This window comes from Streptomyces sp. NPDC034670 (assembly GCF_055574875.1).
The window spans coordinates 1-17,531 of record NZ_JBVITR010000079.1 but is presented as its reverse complement, the minus strand read 5'-3'; the positions used below and the strand labels follow the sequence as shown (position 1 = coordinate 17,531).

Below are 17,531 nucleotides of genomic sequence, written 5' to 3'. Positions count from 1 at the left end.
GCGGAGGGGGGGCGGGGGGGGGGGGGGCGTGGTGGGGGGGGGGGGGGTGGTTGCCCCCCCCCCCCCCCCCCCCCCCCCCCCCGACGCCAGGGTGATCCAAACGACAGGCTCCAGCGCCCACCGCCGCCGACGCACAGGCCGACGACCGGTACGCACAGGACGGGCCCGGGTCCCCCCGGTGGGTCCGGCGGGGGCGTTCGGGTGCGGGACGGGGCCGGGGCGGAGGGCGCGGGCGTGTCCGGGGAACCGGGCGCGCCCTTTTCCGGGCGGGTGCCGGGCTGCGATGATCGGGGCGAGCGATGTTAACCCGCGTTAACCGGAGGGTGTCATGAGTGAGGAACGGTTCGGGGAGTTCGTGCTGGTGCGCCGGCACGAGCAGGGGCATGTCGCGGAGCTCGTCCTCGACCGGCCGAAGGCCATGAACGCCGTGTCGACCGGGATGGCCCGCTCCCTCGCCGGGGCCTGTGCGGCGCTGGCGGAGGACCGCGGCGTCCGGGTGGTGGTGCTGACCTCGTCGCACGAGCGGGCGTTCTGCGTGGGGGCCGACCTGAAGGAGCGCAACTCCTTCAGCGACGCCGACCTGGTGCGTCAGCGCCCGGTGGCGCGCGGGGCCTACACCGGAGTGCTCGAGCTGCCGGTGCCCACGGTCGCGGCGGTGCACGGGTTCGCCCTGGGCGGCGGTTTCGAGCTGGCCCTGTCCTGCGACGTGATCGTGGCCGACCGCACGGCGGTGGTGGGGCTGCCCGAGGTGTCCGTCGGGGTGATCCCGGGCGGGGGCGGCACGCAGTTGCTGCCCCGGCGGGTGGGTGCGGCGCGCGCCGCCGAGCTGATCTTCACGGCGCGTCGGGTGGAGGCCGCCGAGGCCCGGGAGCTGGGGCTCGTCGACGAGCTGGTGGAGGAGGGGCGGGACCGGGAGGCGGCCCTGGCCCTGGCGTCCCGGATCGCCGCGAACTCCCCGGTGGGGCTGCGGGCGGCCAAGCGGGCGCTGCGCCTGGGGCACGGCCTGGATCTGTCCGCCGGCCTCGAGGTCGAGGACGCGGCCTGGCGGTCGGTGGCGTTCTCGGGCGACCGTGCGGAGGGGGTCGCCGCCTTCAACGAGAAGCGCAGGCCGAACTGGCCGGGGGAGTAGCGGGAGGCCGGCGCGGCCCCGCGTTCCGTCCCGCTGCGGTGATCCCCGTTCGCGCGGCCGATGTCCCCGTTCGTCCGGAATCTCCTTAGCCTGGAGGGATGGGTGAGGACAGCCGGCTGGCGGCCGTGGTGGCGCTGGCCCAGGGCATGGCCGCCGCGCAGGGTTCGCGGGAGGCCTGGCGGGCCGCGGCGGGCGGGGCCCGCCGGGCGCTGGACGGGAGCTTCGCCGCGCTGTCGGTGTGGGAGCGGGAGCTCGGGCGGCTGCGGGTCCTGGTGAACGTGGGGGAGCTGGCCGAGGGGGAGGAGGAGTTCCCGGAGGACGAGTCCTACCCGGTGCACCAGTTCGCCGAGATCACCGAGTTCCTGCACGAGCGGTGGGCCGGCGGCGGTGAGCCCGACGCCTGGGTGGAGACGGCCGAGGGGGCCGCGGCGGGACGCCCGGGGTACTGCCAGCAGCGGGTCGCGGCGCTGCGGCGGCGCGGGCGGGGGTGCTGCGTGGTCGCCCCGATCGTGCTGCACGGGCGGGCGTGGGGCGAGCTGTACGTGGCCCGGCCGGTGGGCGCGCCCGTCTTCGGCCGGGGCGACGCCGATTTCGCGACCGTCCTGGCCGCCGTCGTCGCCGCCGGGATCGCGCAGGCCGAGCGGCTGGAGGAGGCCCGCCGGCTGGCGTACACGGACGCGCTGACCGGGCTGGCCAACCGCCGGGCCGTGGACGCGCGGCTCGACGAGGCGATCGAGCGGCACCGCCGGGACGGGGCCGTCGTCGGCCTCGTGGTGTGCGATCTCAACGGGTTGAAGAAGGTCAACGACACCCTCGGGCACGCGGCCGGGGACCGGCTGCTGGAGCGGTTCGGGAGCGTGCTGTCGCTGTGCGGGGCCATGCTGCCGGGCGCTCTGGCGGCGCGGCTCGGCGGGGACGAGTTCTGCCTGCTGTCCGTGGGGCCGTCCGCCGACGAGGTCGTGAAGGCGGCCGACGAGGTGTGCCGCCGGGCCGTCGACCTCGGGATCGGCGACGGTGTCGCCTGCGGGGTGGCGTCCACCGGGGACCCCGTCGGGCCGGTGCACTCCGCCCGGCGGCTGTTCCGGCTGGCCGACGCGGCGCAGTACCGGGCCAAGGCCGACCGGGCCGCCCACCCCGTCGTCGCCGGGCGGGAGGGCCCCGACGATCCCGTCGTGCGGCTCGCGGACGAGCCGTCGCCGGGGGCGGACGGGGAGCGGCGCCGGTTCCGGGGGCGGCACTCGCCGTAGTCGCGGGCGCCCCCTCGTGGTCCCGGCGGGTGCGACGCGCCGGTAAGGGGCGGACCGGTCTCCCGGTGGTGACATCATTGAATTCACTGCGTAGTCTCCTGAATATGGATATGCACACCGTGGTGGACGGGGAAGGCGCGCGGCGCGGGCTCGAGAAGGTGGTGGTGGGGGACGGGCGGGCGCCCGGGGTGACCGTGTCCGACGTGCTCGCCGTGGCGCGCGGCGGCGCCCGCGTCGAACTGTCCGACCGGGCGGTGGCCGCCCTCGCCGCCGCCCGCGGGATCGTGGACGCCCTGGCCGCCAAGCCGGACCCCGTGTACGGCGTGAGCACCGGCTTCGGCGCCCTCGCCACCCGGCACATCAGCCCCGGGCTGCGCGGCCGGCTGCAGCGCAACATCGTCCGCTCGCACGCCGCCGGGATGGGGGCGCGGGTGGAGCGGGAGGTCGTCCGCGCCCTGATGTTCCTGCGCCTGAAGACCGTCTGCTCCGGATACACCGGGGTGCGGCCCGAGGTCGCGCGGACCATGGCCGACGTGCTGAACGCCGGGATCACCCCGGTGGTGTACGAGTACGGCTCCCTCGGCTGCTCGGGCGACCTGGCCCCGCTGTCCCACTGCGCCCTCGCGCTGATGGGCGAGGGGGAGGCCGAGGGGCCCGACGGCAGCGTGCGGCCCGCCGGCGACCTGCTCGCCGAGCACGGCATCCGGCCCGTCGAACTGCGCGAGAAGGAAGGGCTCGCCCTCCTCAACGGCACCGACGGCATGCTCGGCATGCTGATCATGGCCCTCGCCGACCTGGACCTCCTCTACAAGTCCGCCGACGTCACGGCCGCCCTCAGCCTGGAGGCGCTGCTCGGCACCGACAAGGTGCTCGCCCCCGAGCTGCACGCCATCCGCCCGCACCCGGGGCAGGCCGCCAGCGCCGCCAACATGCTGGCCGTGCTGAGGGGTTCGGGGATGACGGGTCATCACCAGGACGACGCGCCCCGGGTCCAGGACGCCTACTCGGTGCGCTGCGCCCCGCAGGTCGCGGGCGCCGGGCGGGACACCCTGGCCCACGCCCGGCTGGTCGCCGAGCGCGAACTCGCCTCCGCGGTCGACAACCCGGTGGTGCTGCCGGACGGACGGGTCGAGTCCAACGGCAACTTCCACGGGGCGCCGGTCGCCTACGTCCTGGACTTCCTCGCCGTCGCCGCCGCCGACCTCGGCTCCATCGCCGAGCGCCGCACCGACCGGCTGCTGGACAAGAACCGCAGCCACGGGCTGCCGCCGTTCCTCGCCGACGACGCCGGCGTCGACTCCGGGCTGATGATCGCCCAGTACACGCAGGCCGCGCTGGTGAGCGAGTTGAAGCGGCTCGCCGTACCGGCGTCGGTGGACTCGATCCCGTCCTCCGCGATGCAGGAGGACCACGTCTCCATGGGCTGGTCGGCGGCGCGCAAGCTGCGCACGGCCGTGGACGGCCTCACCCGGATCCTCGCCGTCGAACTGTACGCCGCCGCGCGCGCGGTGGAACTGCGCGAGGGGCTGACGCCCGCGCCCGCGACGCGGGCCGTGATCGAGGCCGTGCGGGAGGCGGGGGTGGGGGGTCCGGGACCGGACCGGTACCTCGCGCCCGACCTCGCCGCGGCGGAGGCGTTCGTCCGCGACGGGCGGCTGGTCGCGGCCGCGGAGGCGGTCACCGGACCACTGCGCTGAACCGGCCGGGGACCCGCGGGAGCGCCGGGGCGGCCCGGGGGGCCGGTGCGGTGCGGCCGGCGGCGCCGCGGAGCCGGCGGGTCGTCACCCGTCGCGGGCCGGTGGCCCGGAGCCCCGGCCGGGGAAGGGGCGGGCGGGTCAGTAGCCGAAGCGCTCGCGGCGCACCGAGTAGACGACGAACCCGGCGCCCAGGGTCAGGCAGGCCGTGCCGCCGATGATGTAGGGGGTGCTGTCGAAGCTGCCGGTGTCGGCGAGCCGGACCTCCTGGCCGGTGCTCTCCAGGGAGGCCCTCGTGGTGCCGGACGCGACCCTCGCCTGCTCCGTGACCTGCGGAGACGGGCTCGCCGAGGTCGACTTCCCCGCCGGGATGTCCGAAGTGGCGTTCGCGGACGGGACGAACCACAGGGCGCACAGCAGGGTGCCCGCGGTGGTGGCGGTCAGCAACGGACGGAGCGCGGATGACACGGAATATCGATCCCCTTGTGGCGCTGGCGAATTGGCCGTGTGGGCCGATGGTAGTGAAAGGCGCGGGTCACAGGAAAGTCACGGGCGTCCGGGCCCGTACGCTCCGGGCATGAGCAATCCGGAGACTTCACGATTCGTCAGGATCCACGTGGAACTCGTCCTCGAGGTCGGCGACGAGGACGCGGTGACCGGGGCCGCGCTGCGCAGGATCGCGGCCGACGGCGGCATGTCGGCCGCGGAACGGGCGCACGCCGAGAGCAATGTGACGCAGGACACGGCCGAGGCCCTCGCCTACCTCGTCGACCCGGTCGACCTGGTCGGCGAGGTGCCGGGGGTCGAACTGCAGCGGGCCTCGTGGAGCAGCGAGCGGATCGACCACGACCCCGACGCGTCGGAGTGGGACTTCGACGAGGAGGACGACGAGGGGCTCTACGGCGACGGATACGGGGAAGCCGACGAGTACGACGGCCGCGACGGGAGGGCCGGGGGCGCCGAAGAGGGCGGGGCCCGCTGAGGCCGCCCGGGCCCCGTGCTCCCCGGGCGGCGACCGCGGTCCGGGGGTGCGGCGTCCCGAGCGGCGCACCGGCCGGCGTCCGCCGCGGCGGACGTGGTGAGGCCCACACCCCTCGGCCGTGGGGAACCGGATCACCCGGTCGTAGCGTTGAAGGTTAGGACGAGGTCCCGGCTTCGGGCCGGGACTCGTGGGGTTGGGATTCGGCAACGATGGAGAAGCGTGTGATGACGGACGGTAAGCGGCGCAGGGGTCTGGCGACCGCGTCCGCTCTGCTCGGCGGTGTGCTGGTGCTCTCGGCCTGTTCCGGGGGCGGCGACGACTCCGCCGGAAGTGACGGCGGCAACGGCAAGGGCGCCTCGCAGGCCCAGGTCGACGAGGCGGCGGCCGCGAAGAGTTCCGAGGCCCGGATCGAGATCACGCCGAAGGACGGCTCCACCAACGCCTCCATCAACAACTCCGCCGCCGTGACCGTGGCCAAGGGCACGCTCACCGAGGTGAAGATGACGACCGCCGACGGCACCCCCGTCTCCGGCCGGATATCCGACGACAAGAAGAGCTGGAAGCCCGACGCCCAACTGGAGCGCGCCACCACCTACAAGGTGACGGCCACCGCCGAGGACTCCCAGGGCCGCGCCGCCCACGAGAACGCCTCCTTCACCACGGTCTCCCCGTCCAACAGCTTCATCGGGAACTTCACCCCGGACGACGGCACCACCGTGGGCGTCGGCATGCCGGTGTCGATCAACTTCGACAAGGCGATCACCGACAAGGCCGCGGTCCAGAAGGGCATCACCGTCTCCACCACCAGTGGCCAGGAGGTCGCCTGTCACTGGTTCAACGCCAACCGCATGGACTGCCGCCCCGAGAAGTACTGGCAGGAGGGTTCCACCGTCACCCTCAAGCTGGCGCTCGACGGGGTCGAGGGCGCCGAGGGCGTCTTCGGCGTCCAGCAGAAGACCGTCACCTTCAAGATCGGCCGCAACCAGGTCTCCTACGTCGACGCCAAGACCAAGCAGATGAAGGTCACGCAGGACGGCAAGACCGTCCGCACCATCCCGATCTCCGCCGGGTCGCCCGAGAACAAGACCTGGGAGGGCCAGATGGTGATCTCCGAGAAGTTCAAGGAGACCCGGATGAACGGCGCGACCGTCGGCTTCACCGACGACGACGGCAAGGGCGAGTACGACATCAAGGACGTGCCGCACGCCATGCGCCTGAGCACCTCCGGCACCTTCATCCACGGCAACTACTGGGCCGCCAAGTCCGTCTTCGGCAGCGCCAACACCAGCCACGGCTGTGTGGGCCTGGCCGACACCAAGGGCGCGAACGACCCGAACACGCCCGGCGCGTGGTTCTACGACAACTCGATGATCGGTGACGTGGTCGTCGTCCAGAACACCGGCGACAAGACGATCGCCCCGGACAACGGCTTCAGCGGCTGGAACATGGACTGGGAGCAGTGGAAGGCCGGCTCGGCCCTCTGACACCACCCGCTGACCGGGCCTCACCCGTTCGACCGTGCCGCCGTCCGCCCTGCCGAGGGCGGGCGGCGGCACCGGTTTTCCCCCGGCCCGGCGGGCGCGTACGCCGCCACCGCGGCCGGTCGCGCCACCGCGCGGGCCCCACTCGGAGGCAGGGGCGGCGGCATGGGTCAGGGAAGCCCAACCAAGCGGTTTTGTAACGGAGTTGCTGAGGTGACGTTACAGCCGCCCGGCGACTTCCCCACCTTTCCCGCAACCCTTGAGGCGTTTGATCACCCCTCGGCATACTGCGTGCTCCGGGGGGTGCGCGCAGGCGTACGAGACCACCCCCGGCCGGGTGACGGGGAATCACCCGGCGACCTCGCTAGGGGGAACCTTGCGCAGACAAGTGAAGAGAGCATGCGCGGCCACGGTCGCCACGGCGGCCGCCGTGGCCCTCGCGGCGGGCATGACCGGTCCGGCGGCGGCGAGCGGGGAGCGGACGTCCGCCGCCGGGCAGCCGGCGGCGAAGGCGTCGGTGAAGACGTCCTCGTTCCCGTCCGGCCGGCACATCACACTGATCACCGGCGACCGGGTCGCCGTGGACGCCGAGGGCCGCGTCGTCGGCCTCGACCGGGCCGAGGGGCGGGAACACATACCCGTCCGGATCCGCAAGGCCGACGGCCGCACCCTGGTCCTGCCGGCGGACGCCGCCCGGCTGGTCGCGAGCGGAAAGCTCGACCGGCGGCTCTTCGACGTCACCGAACTCGGGAAGGCCGCGACCCGCGGCTCCCAGCAGCAGGGGCTCAAGGTCATCGTCGGCTACCGGGGGGCCGCGGCGGCCGCCAAGTCCGAGGTCCGCGAGGCGGGCACGCTGCGCCGGACCCTGAAGTCCCTGAACGCGGACGCGGTGCAGACCCCGCACGAGGACGCGTCCGAGCTGTGGGACGCCGTCACCAACGGCGACCGGACCGCCTCCGGCATCGCCCACGTCTGGCTGGACGGGGTCCGCGAGGTCGCCCTCGACACGTCCGTCGGGCAGATCGGCGCCCCCGAGGCGTGGTCCGCCGGCTACGACGGCAAGGGCGTGAAGATCGCCGTCCTCGACACCGGCGTCGACACGACCCACCCGGACCTCAAGGGCCAGGTGACCGCGTCCAAGAACTTCACCACCGCGCCGGACAGCGGCGACAAGGTGGGCCACGGCACCCACGTCGCCTCGATCGCGGCGGGCACGGGCGCCCAGTCCAAGGGCAAGTACAAGGGCGTCGCACCCGGCGCCAGGATCCTCAACGGCAAGGTCCTCGACGACTCCGGCTTCGGCGACGACTCCGGCATCCTCGCCGGCATGGAGTGGGCGGCCGCGCAGGGCGCCGACGTCGTCAACATGAGCCTGGGCGGCATGGACACACCGGAGACCGACCCGCTGGAGGCGGCGGTCGACAAGCTCTCCGCCGAGAAGGGCGTCCTGTTCGCCATCGCGGCCGGCAACGCGGGCCCCGAGTCGGTCGGTTCGCCCGGCAGCGCGGACGCCGCCCTCACCGTCGGCGCCGTCGACGACAAGGACAAGCTCGCCGACTTCTCCTCCACCGGCCCCCGCCTCGGCGACGGCGCCATCAAGCCGGACGTCACCGCACCCGGCGTGGACACCACGGCCGCCTCGGCGAAGGGCAACGACATCGCCCGGGAGGTCGGCGAGAAGCCGGCCGGCTACATGACCATCTCGGGCACGTCGATGGCGACCCCGCACGTCGCGGGCGCGGCGGCCCTCCTGAAGCAGCAGCACCCCGACTGGACCCACGCCGAACTGAAGGGCGCGCTCACCGGCTCCGCCAAGGGCGGCGAGTACACCCCGTTCGAGCAGGGTGCGGGCCGGGTCCAGGCCGGCAAGGCGCTCCGGCAGACCGTGATCGCCGAACCGGTCTCGGTGAGCTTCGGCGTCCAGCAGTGGCCGCACACCGACGACAAGCCGGTCACCAAGCGGCTGACCTACCGCAACCTCGGCACCCGGGACGTCACGCTCAAGCTGACGTCGAGCGCCACCGGCCCCGGGGGCAAGGCGGCCCCGGCCGGCTTCTTCACGCTGGGCGCCACCACGGTGACCGTCCCGGCGGGCGGCAGGGCCTTCGTCGACATGACCGCCGACACCCGGCTCGGCGGCACGGCCGACGGCACGTACTCCGCCTACGTGACCGCCACGGGCGACGGGCAGACGGTGCGCACGGCCGCCGCGGTGCAGCGCGAGGTCGAGTCCTACGACGTGACCGTCAAGCACGTCGGCAGGGACGGGAAGCCCTCGACCGGCCACCTCACCGACCTGATCGGCTACGCGGGCCTGGGCACCGACCGCGGCTACGGCGTCCCGGTCACCGAGTCCGGCACGGCCACCCTGCGCCTGCCCAGGGGCACCTACCTGGTGGACTCCTGGATCACCAAGGACCCCATGACCTTCGAGGGCGGACTCGACTGGCTGGTCCAGCCGAAGCTGGCCGTCACCAAGGACACCACGCTGACGATCGACGCCCGCAGGACCAGGGCGGCGGACATCACCGTGCCGGACAAGAAGGCCAAGCCGTTCTCCGCCGCGGTCAGCTACCTCTACGACACGGCCGGGTTCGGCGTCGGCGCCTTCGCCGAGTCCTTCGCCGCCGTGCGGATGGCCCACCTCGGTCCGGAGGCCCCCGGCGGGATCCAGCAGACCTGGAGCGGCCAGTGGACCAGGGGAGCGGGCACCGAGTACGACGTGATCACCGGCGCCAGGGTCAAGAAGATCCAGGGTGGCAAGGTCCGGCACTTCAAGGCGGGCGAACTCGCCGCGGTGAAGCTCGAACTGGGCGCCGCGGCCCCCGGCAAGACCGGCGGGGTGTCCCCCCTGGCCATGCTGCCCGACGACTTCGGGTTCGGCGGCCTGGTCGAGCAGAAGCTGCCCGGTTCCCGCACGCTGTACCTGTCGACGTCGGAGAAGGCCCGGTGGACCTTCGACTTCGAGCAGCGCGCGGGCAAGGACGCGCACGGCCTCCCCGTCGTCGACGCCTTCTACACGCTGGGCGAGCCGCAGGCCTTCAAGGCCGGCAAGAAGTACACCAAGAGGTTCAACACGGCCGTCTTCGGCCCGCGCCTGAACGCGGACGACGGCCTCTTCCGGGACGGCAACACCGTCTACGGCCTCCTGCCGCTGTTCGCCGACGGCAAGGGCAACGCCGGATTCTCGGACTTCACCTCGGTCACCACCAGCCTCTACCGCAACGGCAAGAAGATCGGCACGAACAGCGACCCGCTGTTCGGCGAGGGCGAGTTCGAGGTTCCGTCCGGTGACGCCTCCTACAAGCTGACCACCTCGGTCAAGCGCAGTGCCAAGGTCGCCGCCGCCTCCACCCGCATCGACGCGAGCTGGACCTTCCGCTCCAAGAAGACCACCGGCCTCACGCAGCTGCCCGCCTCCACGGTCCGCTTCCAGGCGGCCACCGGGCTGGACAGCAAGGTCCCGGCCGGCAAGAAGGCCACCTTCCCCGTCACCGTCGAGGGCGCCGCCCAGGGCAAGAACCTCAAGTCGCTCTCGGTGTACGTCTCCTACGACTACGGCAAGACCTGGAAGAAGACCGACGTCAAGAAGGGGAAGATCACCGTCAGGAACCCGGCGAAGGGGAAGGCGATCTCCTTCCACGCCAAGATCACCGACAAGAAGGGCAACAAGTCGACGCTCTCGGTCTACAACGCCTACTACGGCAAGTGAGCCACCGGTCCACCGACCCGGAGCGCTGAGCGGGGGCCCGCCGGAAAGCACGACGTCCGGCGGGCCCTCCGCCCGTCCGCGCCCGGTGGCCGCCCGTCCCCAGGCGGACGGCGCCGAGCCGCGATCGAGCCCAGCAGGTGCCGCAGCGCCGGCCGGGGCCGCCGGCCGCGCGGCACCGGCTTCCTCCCGGACCGCCCCGGCCGCACCAGATGCGTGAGGTGGGCGTGCTCGGCGTCGGTCAGGCGCAGGGCGCGCGCGATCGCGTCCAGCACCTCCGCTGGCACGTTCCGCCCGTTGCCCTGCTCCGGGCGCGTGCAGTACGCCACGGACACCCCGGCGAGCTGCGCCGGTTCCTCGCGGCGCGGCCCCGGCACCCGGAGGTGCCGCCCGAAGTCCGGCAGCCCCACGTCCCGGGGCTTCAGCCGGGCCCGCCGGGTGCGCGGGAACTCGCTGGGTTCCGCGCGCCGGTCCAGGCCGCCGCCCCCGTCGGCCCCGGTGACGGCCGGGCCGGTCCGCTGCTCGTCCGTGGCACCGGTTTCCCGGTCGTACGCACGGCAGCCTGTCCCTGCCGGTGGTACGCACGGCCGACGTACGCAGGACCGTGGTCCGGGTGATTTCCGGCTGCCGGGGCAGGTTGGAGGACGCGCCCGGCCGGACGGCAGGCAGCCGGGCGTACGACTATCCCGAGGAGAACCCTGGTATGACCACTGTCGCCGCGTACGCCGCACCCGCCGCCAAGGCTCCGCTGGAGCGGACGACCATCGAGCGGCGCGCGGTCGGCGCGCACGACGTCCTGATCGACATCGAGTTCGCCGGCATCTGCCACTCCGACATCCACCAGGCCCGCGAGGGCTGGGGCGAGGCGATCTTCCCGATGGTCCCGGGCCACGAGATCACGGGAGTGGTGTCCGAGGTCGGATCCGGCGTCACCCGGTTCCGGGTCGGCGACCGCGTGGGGGTCGGCTGCATGGTCGACTCCTGCCGCACGTGCGACAACTGCCGGGCCGGTCTGGAGCAGTACTGCCTGGACGGCGCCACGATGACCTACAACGGCATCGGCCGGGACGGCGAGCCGACCTACGGCGGCTACGCGCAGAAGATCGTCGTCGACGAGAACTACGTCCTGCGCGTCCCCGAGGGCCTGGCCCTCGACGAGGCCGCGCCGCTGCTGTGCGCGGGCATCACCACGTACTCCCCGCTGCGGCACTGGAACGCGGGCCCCGGCAAGAAGGTCGCGGTCGTCGGACTCGGCGGTCTCGGCCACCTGGCCGTGAAGATCGCGCACGCGATGGGCGCCGAGGTGACGGTGCTGTCGCAGTCCCTGCGCAAGAAGGACGACGGCCTGAAGCTGGGCGCCGACCACTACTACGCCACCGCCGACCCGGCCACCTTCGAGCGGCTCAGGGGCGTCTTCGACCTGATCGTCTCCACGGTCTCCGCCCCGCTGGACCTCGACGCGTACCTGTCGCTGCTGCGGACGGACGGCGCCCTGGTGAACGTGGGCGCCCCGGAGGAGCCCGTCTCCCTGAGCCTCTTCTCGGTGATCGGCGGACGCAGGACCCTCGCGGGATCGAGCATCGGCGGCATCCGGGAGACCCAGGAGATGCTGGACTTCTGCGCCGGGCACGGCATCGGGGCGGAGATCGAGCTGATCGGCGCGAGCGAGATCAACGAGGCCTACGAGCGGGTCCTCGACAGCGACGTCCGCTACCGCTTCGTCATCGACACGGCGACGATCTGAGGCCGTGTCCGGCACGGCGACGACCCGAGGCCGTGCCGGAGCCCGCCGCCCGCCGCCGTCCCCGTGAGACCGGCGGCGGGCGGCGGGCCCGCCGGCTCAGTGCGGCAGGGTCGCCGGGCTGCCGCCGTTCGCCTCGTAGCCCGCGACCGCCAGGGCCCGGTGGACCGCGAACTCCGCGGCCGGGTCGGCGGACAGGGTCCAGGGGAGCGCACCGACGTGGCCGTCGACGTGCACCAGCTGGCTCATGGCCTCCGCCCAGCGCTCGGAACGGACCAGGAAGAAGACCAGCAGGTGCCGGACGTGCGCCGTCATCGGGTCGTCGGGGCGGGCCGAGTGCACCGCGTGCAGCGCGCCGTGGATCGCCCGGGTGACGACCTCGCTCCGGTAGAAGCCGGCGACCAGGTTCACCTCGGGGAGGTGCTCGAACACCGCGAAGAGCGGCATCGCGGCGAGCAGGGACCCCTGGGGCGCCCGGGCCGCCGCGGCCTCCGCGAACGCGTACGCCTCCTGCCGCGAGCCGTGCCACTTCTCGCACCAGTAGTGCAGCGCGGCCAGGTGGGCCCCCATGTGGTGCGGGGCGCGGTCCAGGATCTTCAGCCAGACCTGCTCGAAGTCCTTCTGGGAGTAGCCGAGCCCACGGGCCACCGAGAGCTCCACGATGTACGGGACCGGGTCGCCGGGGGCCAGCAGCGCCGCCTCGCCGCAGGCCTCCCTCGCCTCCTCCATGATGATCCGGAACTCGTCCGACCCGGGCGAGGCCGTGCGCCACGCCTGCTGCACCAGGAACTCGGCGTGCACCGCCGCTCCCCCCGCGTCCTTGGGGGCCTCGGTCCGCCAGACCCGCAGCCACTGCCCGCCCGGCGCCTCGCCCGCCCCGCCGGGCCGCTGCTGCAGCTCCAGCGAGGCGGCGCCCGCGAAGGCCTGCACGCGCTGCCAGCGCAGCTCGCCCTTCGCGTCCGTGCCGGCCAGCAGCTGCCGTGCCGCACGGTAGTCCTGGGTGCGCTGCACCAGGTCCAGGACGTCCAGCAGGTCCTGGTCGGGGCCGGGCATGCGGACGTCCAGCTCCTCCTCGCGGACGAAGCCGTAGTTCGCCGGGTCCGCGGCGTCCGGGTGGTCGGGCGGGACCAGTCCGACCGCGCCGCGCCGGCGCCTGAGGAAGGACGACATCACGACGCCGAGCATGACGAACGCGATCAGGACCCACAGAATCTCCATGCCACCAGCGAACCAGACCGCGGCGCCCCATGGCCAACCCGGGGACCGGTTCCGTGGGGAACCCCGGCCCCCGGGCCCTCCGCACGGCTCCGGCGCACGGGTCCGACGGGCTCACCAGGGGGCCGGCGGCCCGTGGTCCGCCGTCCGGGCCGCCCGCCCACTACCCTCGGGGCTCATGAGCGACAGGCACATCAGTCAGCACTTCGAGACGCTCGCGATCCACGCGGGCAACACCGCCGACCCCCTGACGGGCGCGGTCGTCCCGCCGATCTACCAGGTCTCCACCTACAAGCAGGACGGCGTCGGCGGCCTGCGCGGCGGCTACGAGTACAGCCGCAGCGCCAATCCGACCAGAACCGCGCTGGAGGAGAACCTCGCCGCCCTGGAGGGCGGCCGCCGCGGTCTCGCGTTCGCGTCCGGACTGGCGGCCGAGGACTGCCTGCTGCGGGCGCTGCTCGCCCCCGGCGACCACGTGGTGATCCCGAACGACGCGTACGGCGGCACGTTCCGCCTCTTCGCGAAGGTCGTCGCCCGCTGGGGCGTGGAGTGGTCGGTGGCCGACACCTCCGACCCGGCCGCGGTGCGGGCCGCCCTCACCCCGAAGACCAAGGTCATCTGGGTGGAGACCCCCTCCAACCCGCTGCTCGGCATCACCGACGTCGCCGCCGTCGCCCAGGTCGCCCGGGACGCGGGCGCCCGCCTGGTCGTCGACAACACCTTCGCCACGCCCTACCTCCAGCAGCCGCTGCTGCTCGGCGCGGACGTCGTCGTGCACTCCCTGACCAAGTACATGGGCGGCCACTCGGACGTCGTCGGCGGCGCCCTGGTCACCGCCGACGCGGAGCTGGGCGAGGAGCTCGCCTTCCACCAGAACGCGATGGGCGCGGTCGCCGGACCCTTCGACTCCTGGCTGGTGCTGCGCGGCACCAAGACGCTCCCGGTCCGCATGGACCGGCACAGCGAGAACGCGACCAGGGTCGCCGACATGCTCACCCGCCACCCGCGGGTGACGGGCGTCCTGTACCCGGGGCTGCCGGACCACCCCGGTCACGAGGTCGCCGCCAAGCAGATGCGGGCGTTCGGCGGCATGGTCTCCTTCCGCGTCGAGGGCGGTGAGGAGGCGGCCGTCGAGGTCTGCAACCGGACCGAGGTGTTCACCCTCGGGGAGTCCCTGGGCGGCGTCGAGTCGCTGATCGAGCACCCCGGCCGCATGACGCACGCGTCGGCGGCGGGTTCCGCCCTCGAGGTCCCCGCCGACCTGGTGCGGCTCTCCGTCGGCATCGAGAACGTCGACGACCTGCTCGACGACCTCCAGCAGGCGCTCGGGAAGTGAGGACCGCGAGCCGGCGCGCGCCGGGCCGGCTCACCAGCCCGTCAGGGGTGGAGTCGTCCTCGACGGCGGCTCCACCCAGGGACGGGCCGTCAGCGCCCACACCGTGAACGCCACGGCCGCCGCGAGCACCAGCAGCCACACCGCGCGGCGGGCCCGCGCCCTGCGCCGCAGGACGCGGGCACCGCGGCGCGCGGCCTTCGCGTGCAGGTCGGGCGGGACCGCGGGCGGCGACCGCTCCAGCAGCCGCCGCACGGTCTCCTCGCGGTCCGTCCGGGTCATTGCCGCCCCCCGCCGTGGTCGCCGTCACCGGGATCCGCCCGCACGACCGGCCTCATGACGGCACCGCCCCGGCGCCCCCCGCCACCGGAGCCGGTTTCCGGGACGGGCCCAGGAGGATCGCCGTCGCACGGTGGCAGATCGCCCGCACCCGGTCCGCGGACAGGCCGAGCAGGGCCGCCGTCCGTTCCTCGGCGACGCCCTCGTGGAGCCGCAGGACCAGGACCAGGCGCTCCTGCGGGGTGAGCCGGGCCAGCGGGCCGTGCGGACGGGGACGGGAGCGGAACGGGCCGCCGTGCCGGTGCCAGGCGCCGTGCGCGAAGCGGGTCGCCAGGCACCGGAGGGTGAGGTCGTAGGGGTCGTCGCCGCGCACGCGGTCCCAGGAGGCGTAGGTGTGGGCCAGCGCCCGGACCAGCAGGCGCCGCGCCCGCGGGTTGTCGTCCGGCGCCTCCGCGGTGAGCAGCGTCGCGGTGTGCAGCAGCCGGCCGCCCGCGCCCGCGACGTACGCCTCGAACTCGCGGGCCCGGCACGGATCCCGGGACGTCCGCCGTGGTCGCAACCGAGCCTCCCGCCGCCCTGAACGAGCCGTCCCGGCCGCGTACGGCGGGACCCGGTTCTCATATGAGGCCAGGGCGCGCCCCGCGGTCAAGAGCCGCGCACACCCGGAGCCGGACCGTCCCCGCGTGCGGCGGCGCCCCGGCGCGCGACGGGGGCCCGGGACGGGTCAGGAGGCCGGCTGCCCCTCCGCGCCCGCCGGCCCGCCCTGCACGGACATCCGCGTGGACAGCGCGCCGTTGAAGCGCGTCAGGAGGGCGCAGAACGCCTCGCGCTCCTCCGGTTCCCAGTCGTGGGTCAGCTCGGCCATCAACGCGCGCCGCGAGGCGCGGACTTCCTCCAGCCGCGCCTGTCCGCGCGGGGACAGCTGGAGCACGACCGCGCGTCCGTCCTCGGGGTGCGAAGTCCGCTTGACCAGGCCGGTGTCCACGAGCGGGGCCACCTGCCGGGTGACCGTCGAGGAGTCGATGCCCATGCTCGCGGCGAGCGCCTTGACGCCCATCGGGCCTTCCCTGTCGAGGCGGTTGAGCAGCAGGTAGGCGGCGCGGTCCATGGAGTTGCGCACCTGGCCGACCCCGCCGAGCCGCGTCTGTTCGGCGCGGCGGGCGAACAGCGCCACCTCGTGCTGCAGCGCGTCCAGAAGACCGCTGTCACCGACGGCAGTTGAGTCTGTCGTCATGTCCATCGACGTGTCAGGTGGTGTGGGCATGGCCGGGGGCTCACTTCGTGGAGGGCTGTTTGTGTGGGGGACAAGGGTACGCGCCCGGAGGGCCGGCCGCGCGGGCGCTGCGCGAAGCGGGGGCCGCGGGCCGGTCGCCGCGGTCACGGACGCGGGGGACTGCGATGCTGGAGGCATGAACGGCACGGCCGGATCCTCGCGGGCCGTCACCCTCGACGACGTGCGCGGCGCCCGGAAGACGCTCTCGGGGGTGGCGCGGGTGACCGCGATGGAGGGCAGCAGGTACCTGTCCCGGCGGGTGGGCGCGCCGGTGCACCTCAAGTGCGAGAACCTGCAGCGCACGGGGTCGTTCAAGCTGCGCGGCGCGTACGTCCGGATCGCCGGGCTGCGGCCCGGGGAGCGGGCCGCCGGCGTCGTCGCGGCGAGCGCCGGGAACCACGCGCAGGGGGTCGCGCTGGCCGCGTCGCTGCTGGGGGTGCGTGCCACGGTCTTCATGCCGAAGGGCGCCCCGCTGCCGAAGGTCGGCGCGACCCGGGAGTACGGCGCCGAGGTGCGGCTGCGGGGCCGGGTGGTGGACGAGTCGCTGGCCGCCGCGCGGGAGTACGCGCACGACACGGGGGCGGTGCTCATCCACCCCTTCGACCACCCGGACGTCGTCGCGGGCCAGGGGACGGTGGGCCTGGAGATCCTGGAGCAGTGCCCCGAGGTGCGGACGATCGTCGTGGGCATGGGCGGGGGCGGGCTGGCCGCCGGCATCGCGGTCGCGGTGAAGGCGCTGCGGCCGGAGGTGCGGATCGTCGGGGTGCAGGCGGCGGGCGCGGCGGCGTATCCGCCCTCGCTGGCGGCCGGGCGGCCGGTCCCGTTGCGGAACCCGTCGACGATGGCCGACGGCATCAGGGTGGGGCGGCCCGGTGACGTGCCGTTCGGGATCGTCGGCGAGCTGGTGGACGAGGTGCGCACCGTCACGGAGGACGAGCTGTCCACGGCGCTGCTGCTGTGCCTGGAGCGGGCCAAGCTGGTCGTCGAGCCGGCCGGGGCGAGTCCGGTCGCGGCGCTGCTGAGCCGTCCCGACGGCTTCGACGGGCCGGTCGTGGCGGTGCTGTCCGGGGGCAACGTCGACCCGCTGCTGCTGGAGCGCGTGCTGCGGCACGGCATGGTCGCGCAGGGCCGCTACCTGGCCGTCCGGCTGCGCCTGACGGACCGGCCGGGTGCCCTCGCGGCGCTCCTCGGGGCGTTGTCCGCGGTCGACGCCAACGTCCTCGACGTGAGCCACGTGCGGACCGACCCGCGGCTCGGGCTCGCGGAGGCGGAGGTCGAGCTGCGCCTGGAGACCGAGGGACCGGCGCACTGCGCCGAGGTCGAGCGGGCCCTGCGCGACGCCGGTTACACGGTGCTGGACTGACAGTGAGGATGTGTGGTGGCTTCTCCGGGTGGGTCTGACTCATGGACTGACCGACGCCGTCTGGCTGTCCTCAAGGGGATTCGTC

The 17,531-nt window shown here is 74.0% G+C and carries 14 protein-coding genes and 1 pseudogene; 9 read left to right on the top strand and 6 right to left on the bottom strand.

All coding sequences use genetic code 11. From position 1 onward, the window contains the following. Positions 1–328: 328 nt before the first annotated feature. The 3 genes from ACZ56B_RS30955 (at position 329) to hutH (ending at position 4,073) form a co-directional block, all read left to right on the top strand. Positions 329–1,129 carry an enoyl-CoA hydratase/isomerase family protein gene (locus ACZ56B_RS30955; protein WP_468797778.1) on the top strand — a complete coding sequence of 267 codons (801 nt, stop codon included), beginning with the start codon at positions 329–331 and terminating at the stop codon, positions 1,127–1,129. 98 nt (positions 1,130–1,227) lie between these two features. Further along, positions 1,228–2,376 carry a GGDEF domain-containing protein gene (locus tag ACZ56B_RS30950; RefSeq protein ID WP_468797775.1) on the top strand — a complete coding sequence of 383 codons (1,149 nt, stop codon included), beginning with the start codon at positions 1,228–1,230 and terminating at the stop codon, positions 2,374–2,376. Positions 2,377–2,480: 104 nt separating this feature from the next. Continuing rightward, a complete protein-coding gene (gene hutH / locus ACZ56B_RS30945) occupies positions 2,481–4,073 on the top strand; it encodes a histidine ammonia-lyase (RefSeq protein ID WP_468797772.1) in 1,593 nt (530 codons plus the stop codon). A 138-nt stretch (positions 4,074–4,211) separates the two neighbouring features. On the opposite strand, the gene ACZ56B_RS30940 is transcribed toward hutH, so the two are convergent. Next, complete coding sequence (locus ACZ56B_RS30940) at positions 4,212–4,538, bottom strand: hypothetical protein (protein WP_468797769.1); 327 nt, start codon at positions 4,536–4,538, stop codon at positions 4,212–4,214. A 109-nt stretch (positions 4,539–4,647) separates the two neighbouring features. Here ACZ56B_RS30940 and ACZ56B_RS30935 point away from each other — a divergent pair, with 109 nt between their 5' ends. The 3 genes from ACZ56B_RS30935 to ACZ56B_RS30925 all read left to right on the top strand — a co-directional run bounded on the left by ACZ56B_RS30935 (position 4,648) and on the right by ACZ56B_RS30925 (position 10,245). After that, a complete protein-coding gene (locus tag ACZ56B_RS30935) occupies positions 4,648–5,052 on the top strand; it encodes a hypothetical protein (protein WP_468797766.1) in 405 nt (134 codons plus the stop codon). 224 nt (positions 5,053–5,276) lie between these two features. After that, on the top strand, positions 5,277–6,536 hold the full coding sequence (locus ACZ56B_RS30930) for a L,D-transpeptidase (protein ID WP_468797763.1): 1,260 nt from the start codon (positions 5,277–5,279) through the stop codon (positions 6,534–6,536). 445 nt (positions 6,537–6,981) lie between these two features. Further along, positions 6,982–10,245 (top strand): S8 family peptidase, encoded by a 3,264-nt coding sequence (locus ACZ56B_RS30925; protein ID WP_468797787.1) that lies wholly within the window; start codon positions 6,982–6,984, stop codon positions 10,243–10,245. Here ACZ56B_RS30925 and ACZ56B_RS30920 read toward each other — a convergent pair. Further along, positions 10,236–10,718: pseudogene (locus ACZ56B_RS30920) on the bottom strand (helix-turn-helix domain-containing protein); the annotation flags it as partial. The gene ACZ56B_RS30925 and the pseudogene ACZ56B_RS30920 sit on opposite strands and share 10 nt — an antisense overlap. 227 nt (positions 10,719–10,945) lie before the next feature. Here ACZ56B_RS30920 and ACZ56B_RS30915 point away from each other — a divergent pair. After that, a complete protein-coding gene (locus ACZ56B_RS30915; RefSeq protein WP_468797760.1) occupies positions 10,946–11,986 on the top strand; it encodes an NAD(P)-dependent alcohol dehydrogenase in 1,041 nt (346 codons plus the stop codon). A 96-nt stretch (positions 11,987–12,082) separates the two neighbouring features. Here ACZ56B_RS30915 and ACZ56B_RS30910 read toward each other — a convergent pair whose 3' ends face one another. Continuing rightward, a complete protein-coding gene (locus tag ACZ56B_RS30910) occupies positions 12,083–13,201 on the bottom strand; it encodes a hypothetical protein (protein ID WP_468797757.1) in 1,119 nt (372 codons plus the stop codon). A 175-nt stretch (positions 13,202–13,376) separates the two neighbouring features. On the opposite strand from ACZ56B_RS30910, the gene ACZ56B_RS30905 reads away from it, so the two are divergent. Continuing rightward, positions 13,377–14,534 (top strand): cystathionine gamma-synthase, encoded by a 1,158-nt coding sequence (locus tag ACZ56B_RS30905; RefSeq protein WP_468797754.1) that lies wholly within the window; start codon positions 13,377–13,379, stop codon positions 14,532–14,534. A gap of 30 nt (positions 14,535–14,564) precedes the next feature. On the opposite strand, the gene ACZ56B_RS30900 is transcribed toward ACZ56B_RS30905, so the two are convergent. The 3 genes from ACZ56B_RS30900 to ACZ56B_RS30890 form a co-directional block, all read right to left on the bottom strand. Next, the gene (locus ACZ56B_RS30900) at positions 14,565–14,813 is read right to left on the bottom strand and encodes a hypothetical protein (RefSeq protein WP_468797751.1); all 249 of its coding nucleotides are present in this window, start codon (positions 14,811–14,813) and stop codon (positions 14,565–14,567) included. Positions 14,814–14,865: 52 nt separating this feature from the next. Continuing rightward, entirely contained in the window at positions 14,866–15,369 is a 504-nt protein-coding gene (locus ACZ56B_RS30895; protein ID WP_468797749.1) for a sigma factor-like helix-turn-helix DNA-binding protein, read from the bottom strand. A gap of 165 nt (positions 15,370–15,534) precedes the next feature. Further along, a complete protein-coding gene (locus tag ACZ56B_RS30890) occupies positions 15,535–16,074 on the bottom strand; it encodes a MarR family winged helix-turn-helix transcriptional regulator (protein ID WP_468797746.1) in 540 nt (179 codons plus the stop codon). Positions 16,075–16,219: 145 nt separating this feature from the next. Here ACZ56B_RS30890 and ilvA point away from each other — a divergent pair, with 145 nt between their 5' ends. Beyond that, positions 16,220–17,446, top strand: a complete 1,227-nt coding sequence (gene ilvA / locus ACZ56B_RS30885) for a threonine ammonia-lyase (RefSeq protein ID WP_468797743.1) — start codon at positions 16,220–16,222, stop codon at positions 17,444–17,446. Positions 17,447–17,531: the final 85 nt, after the last annotated feature.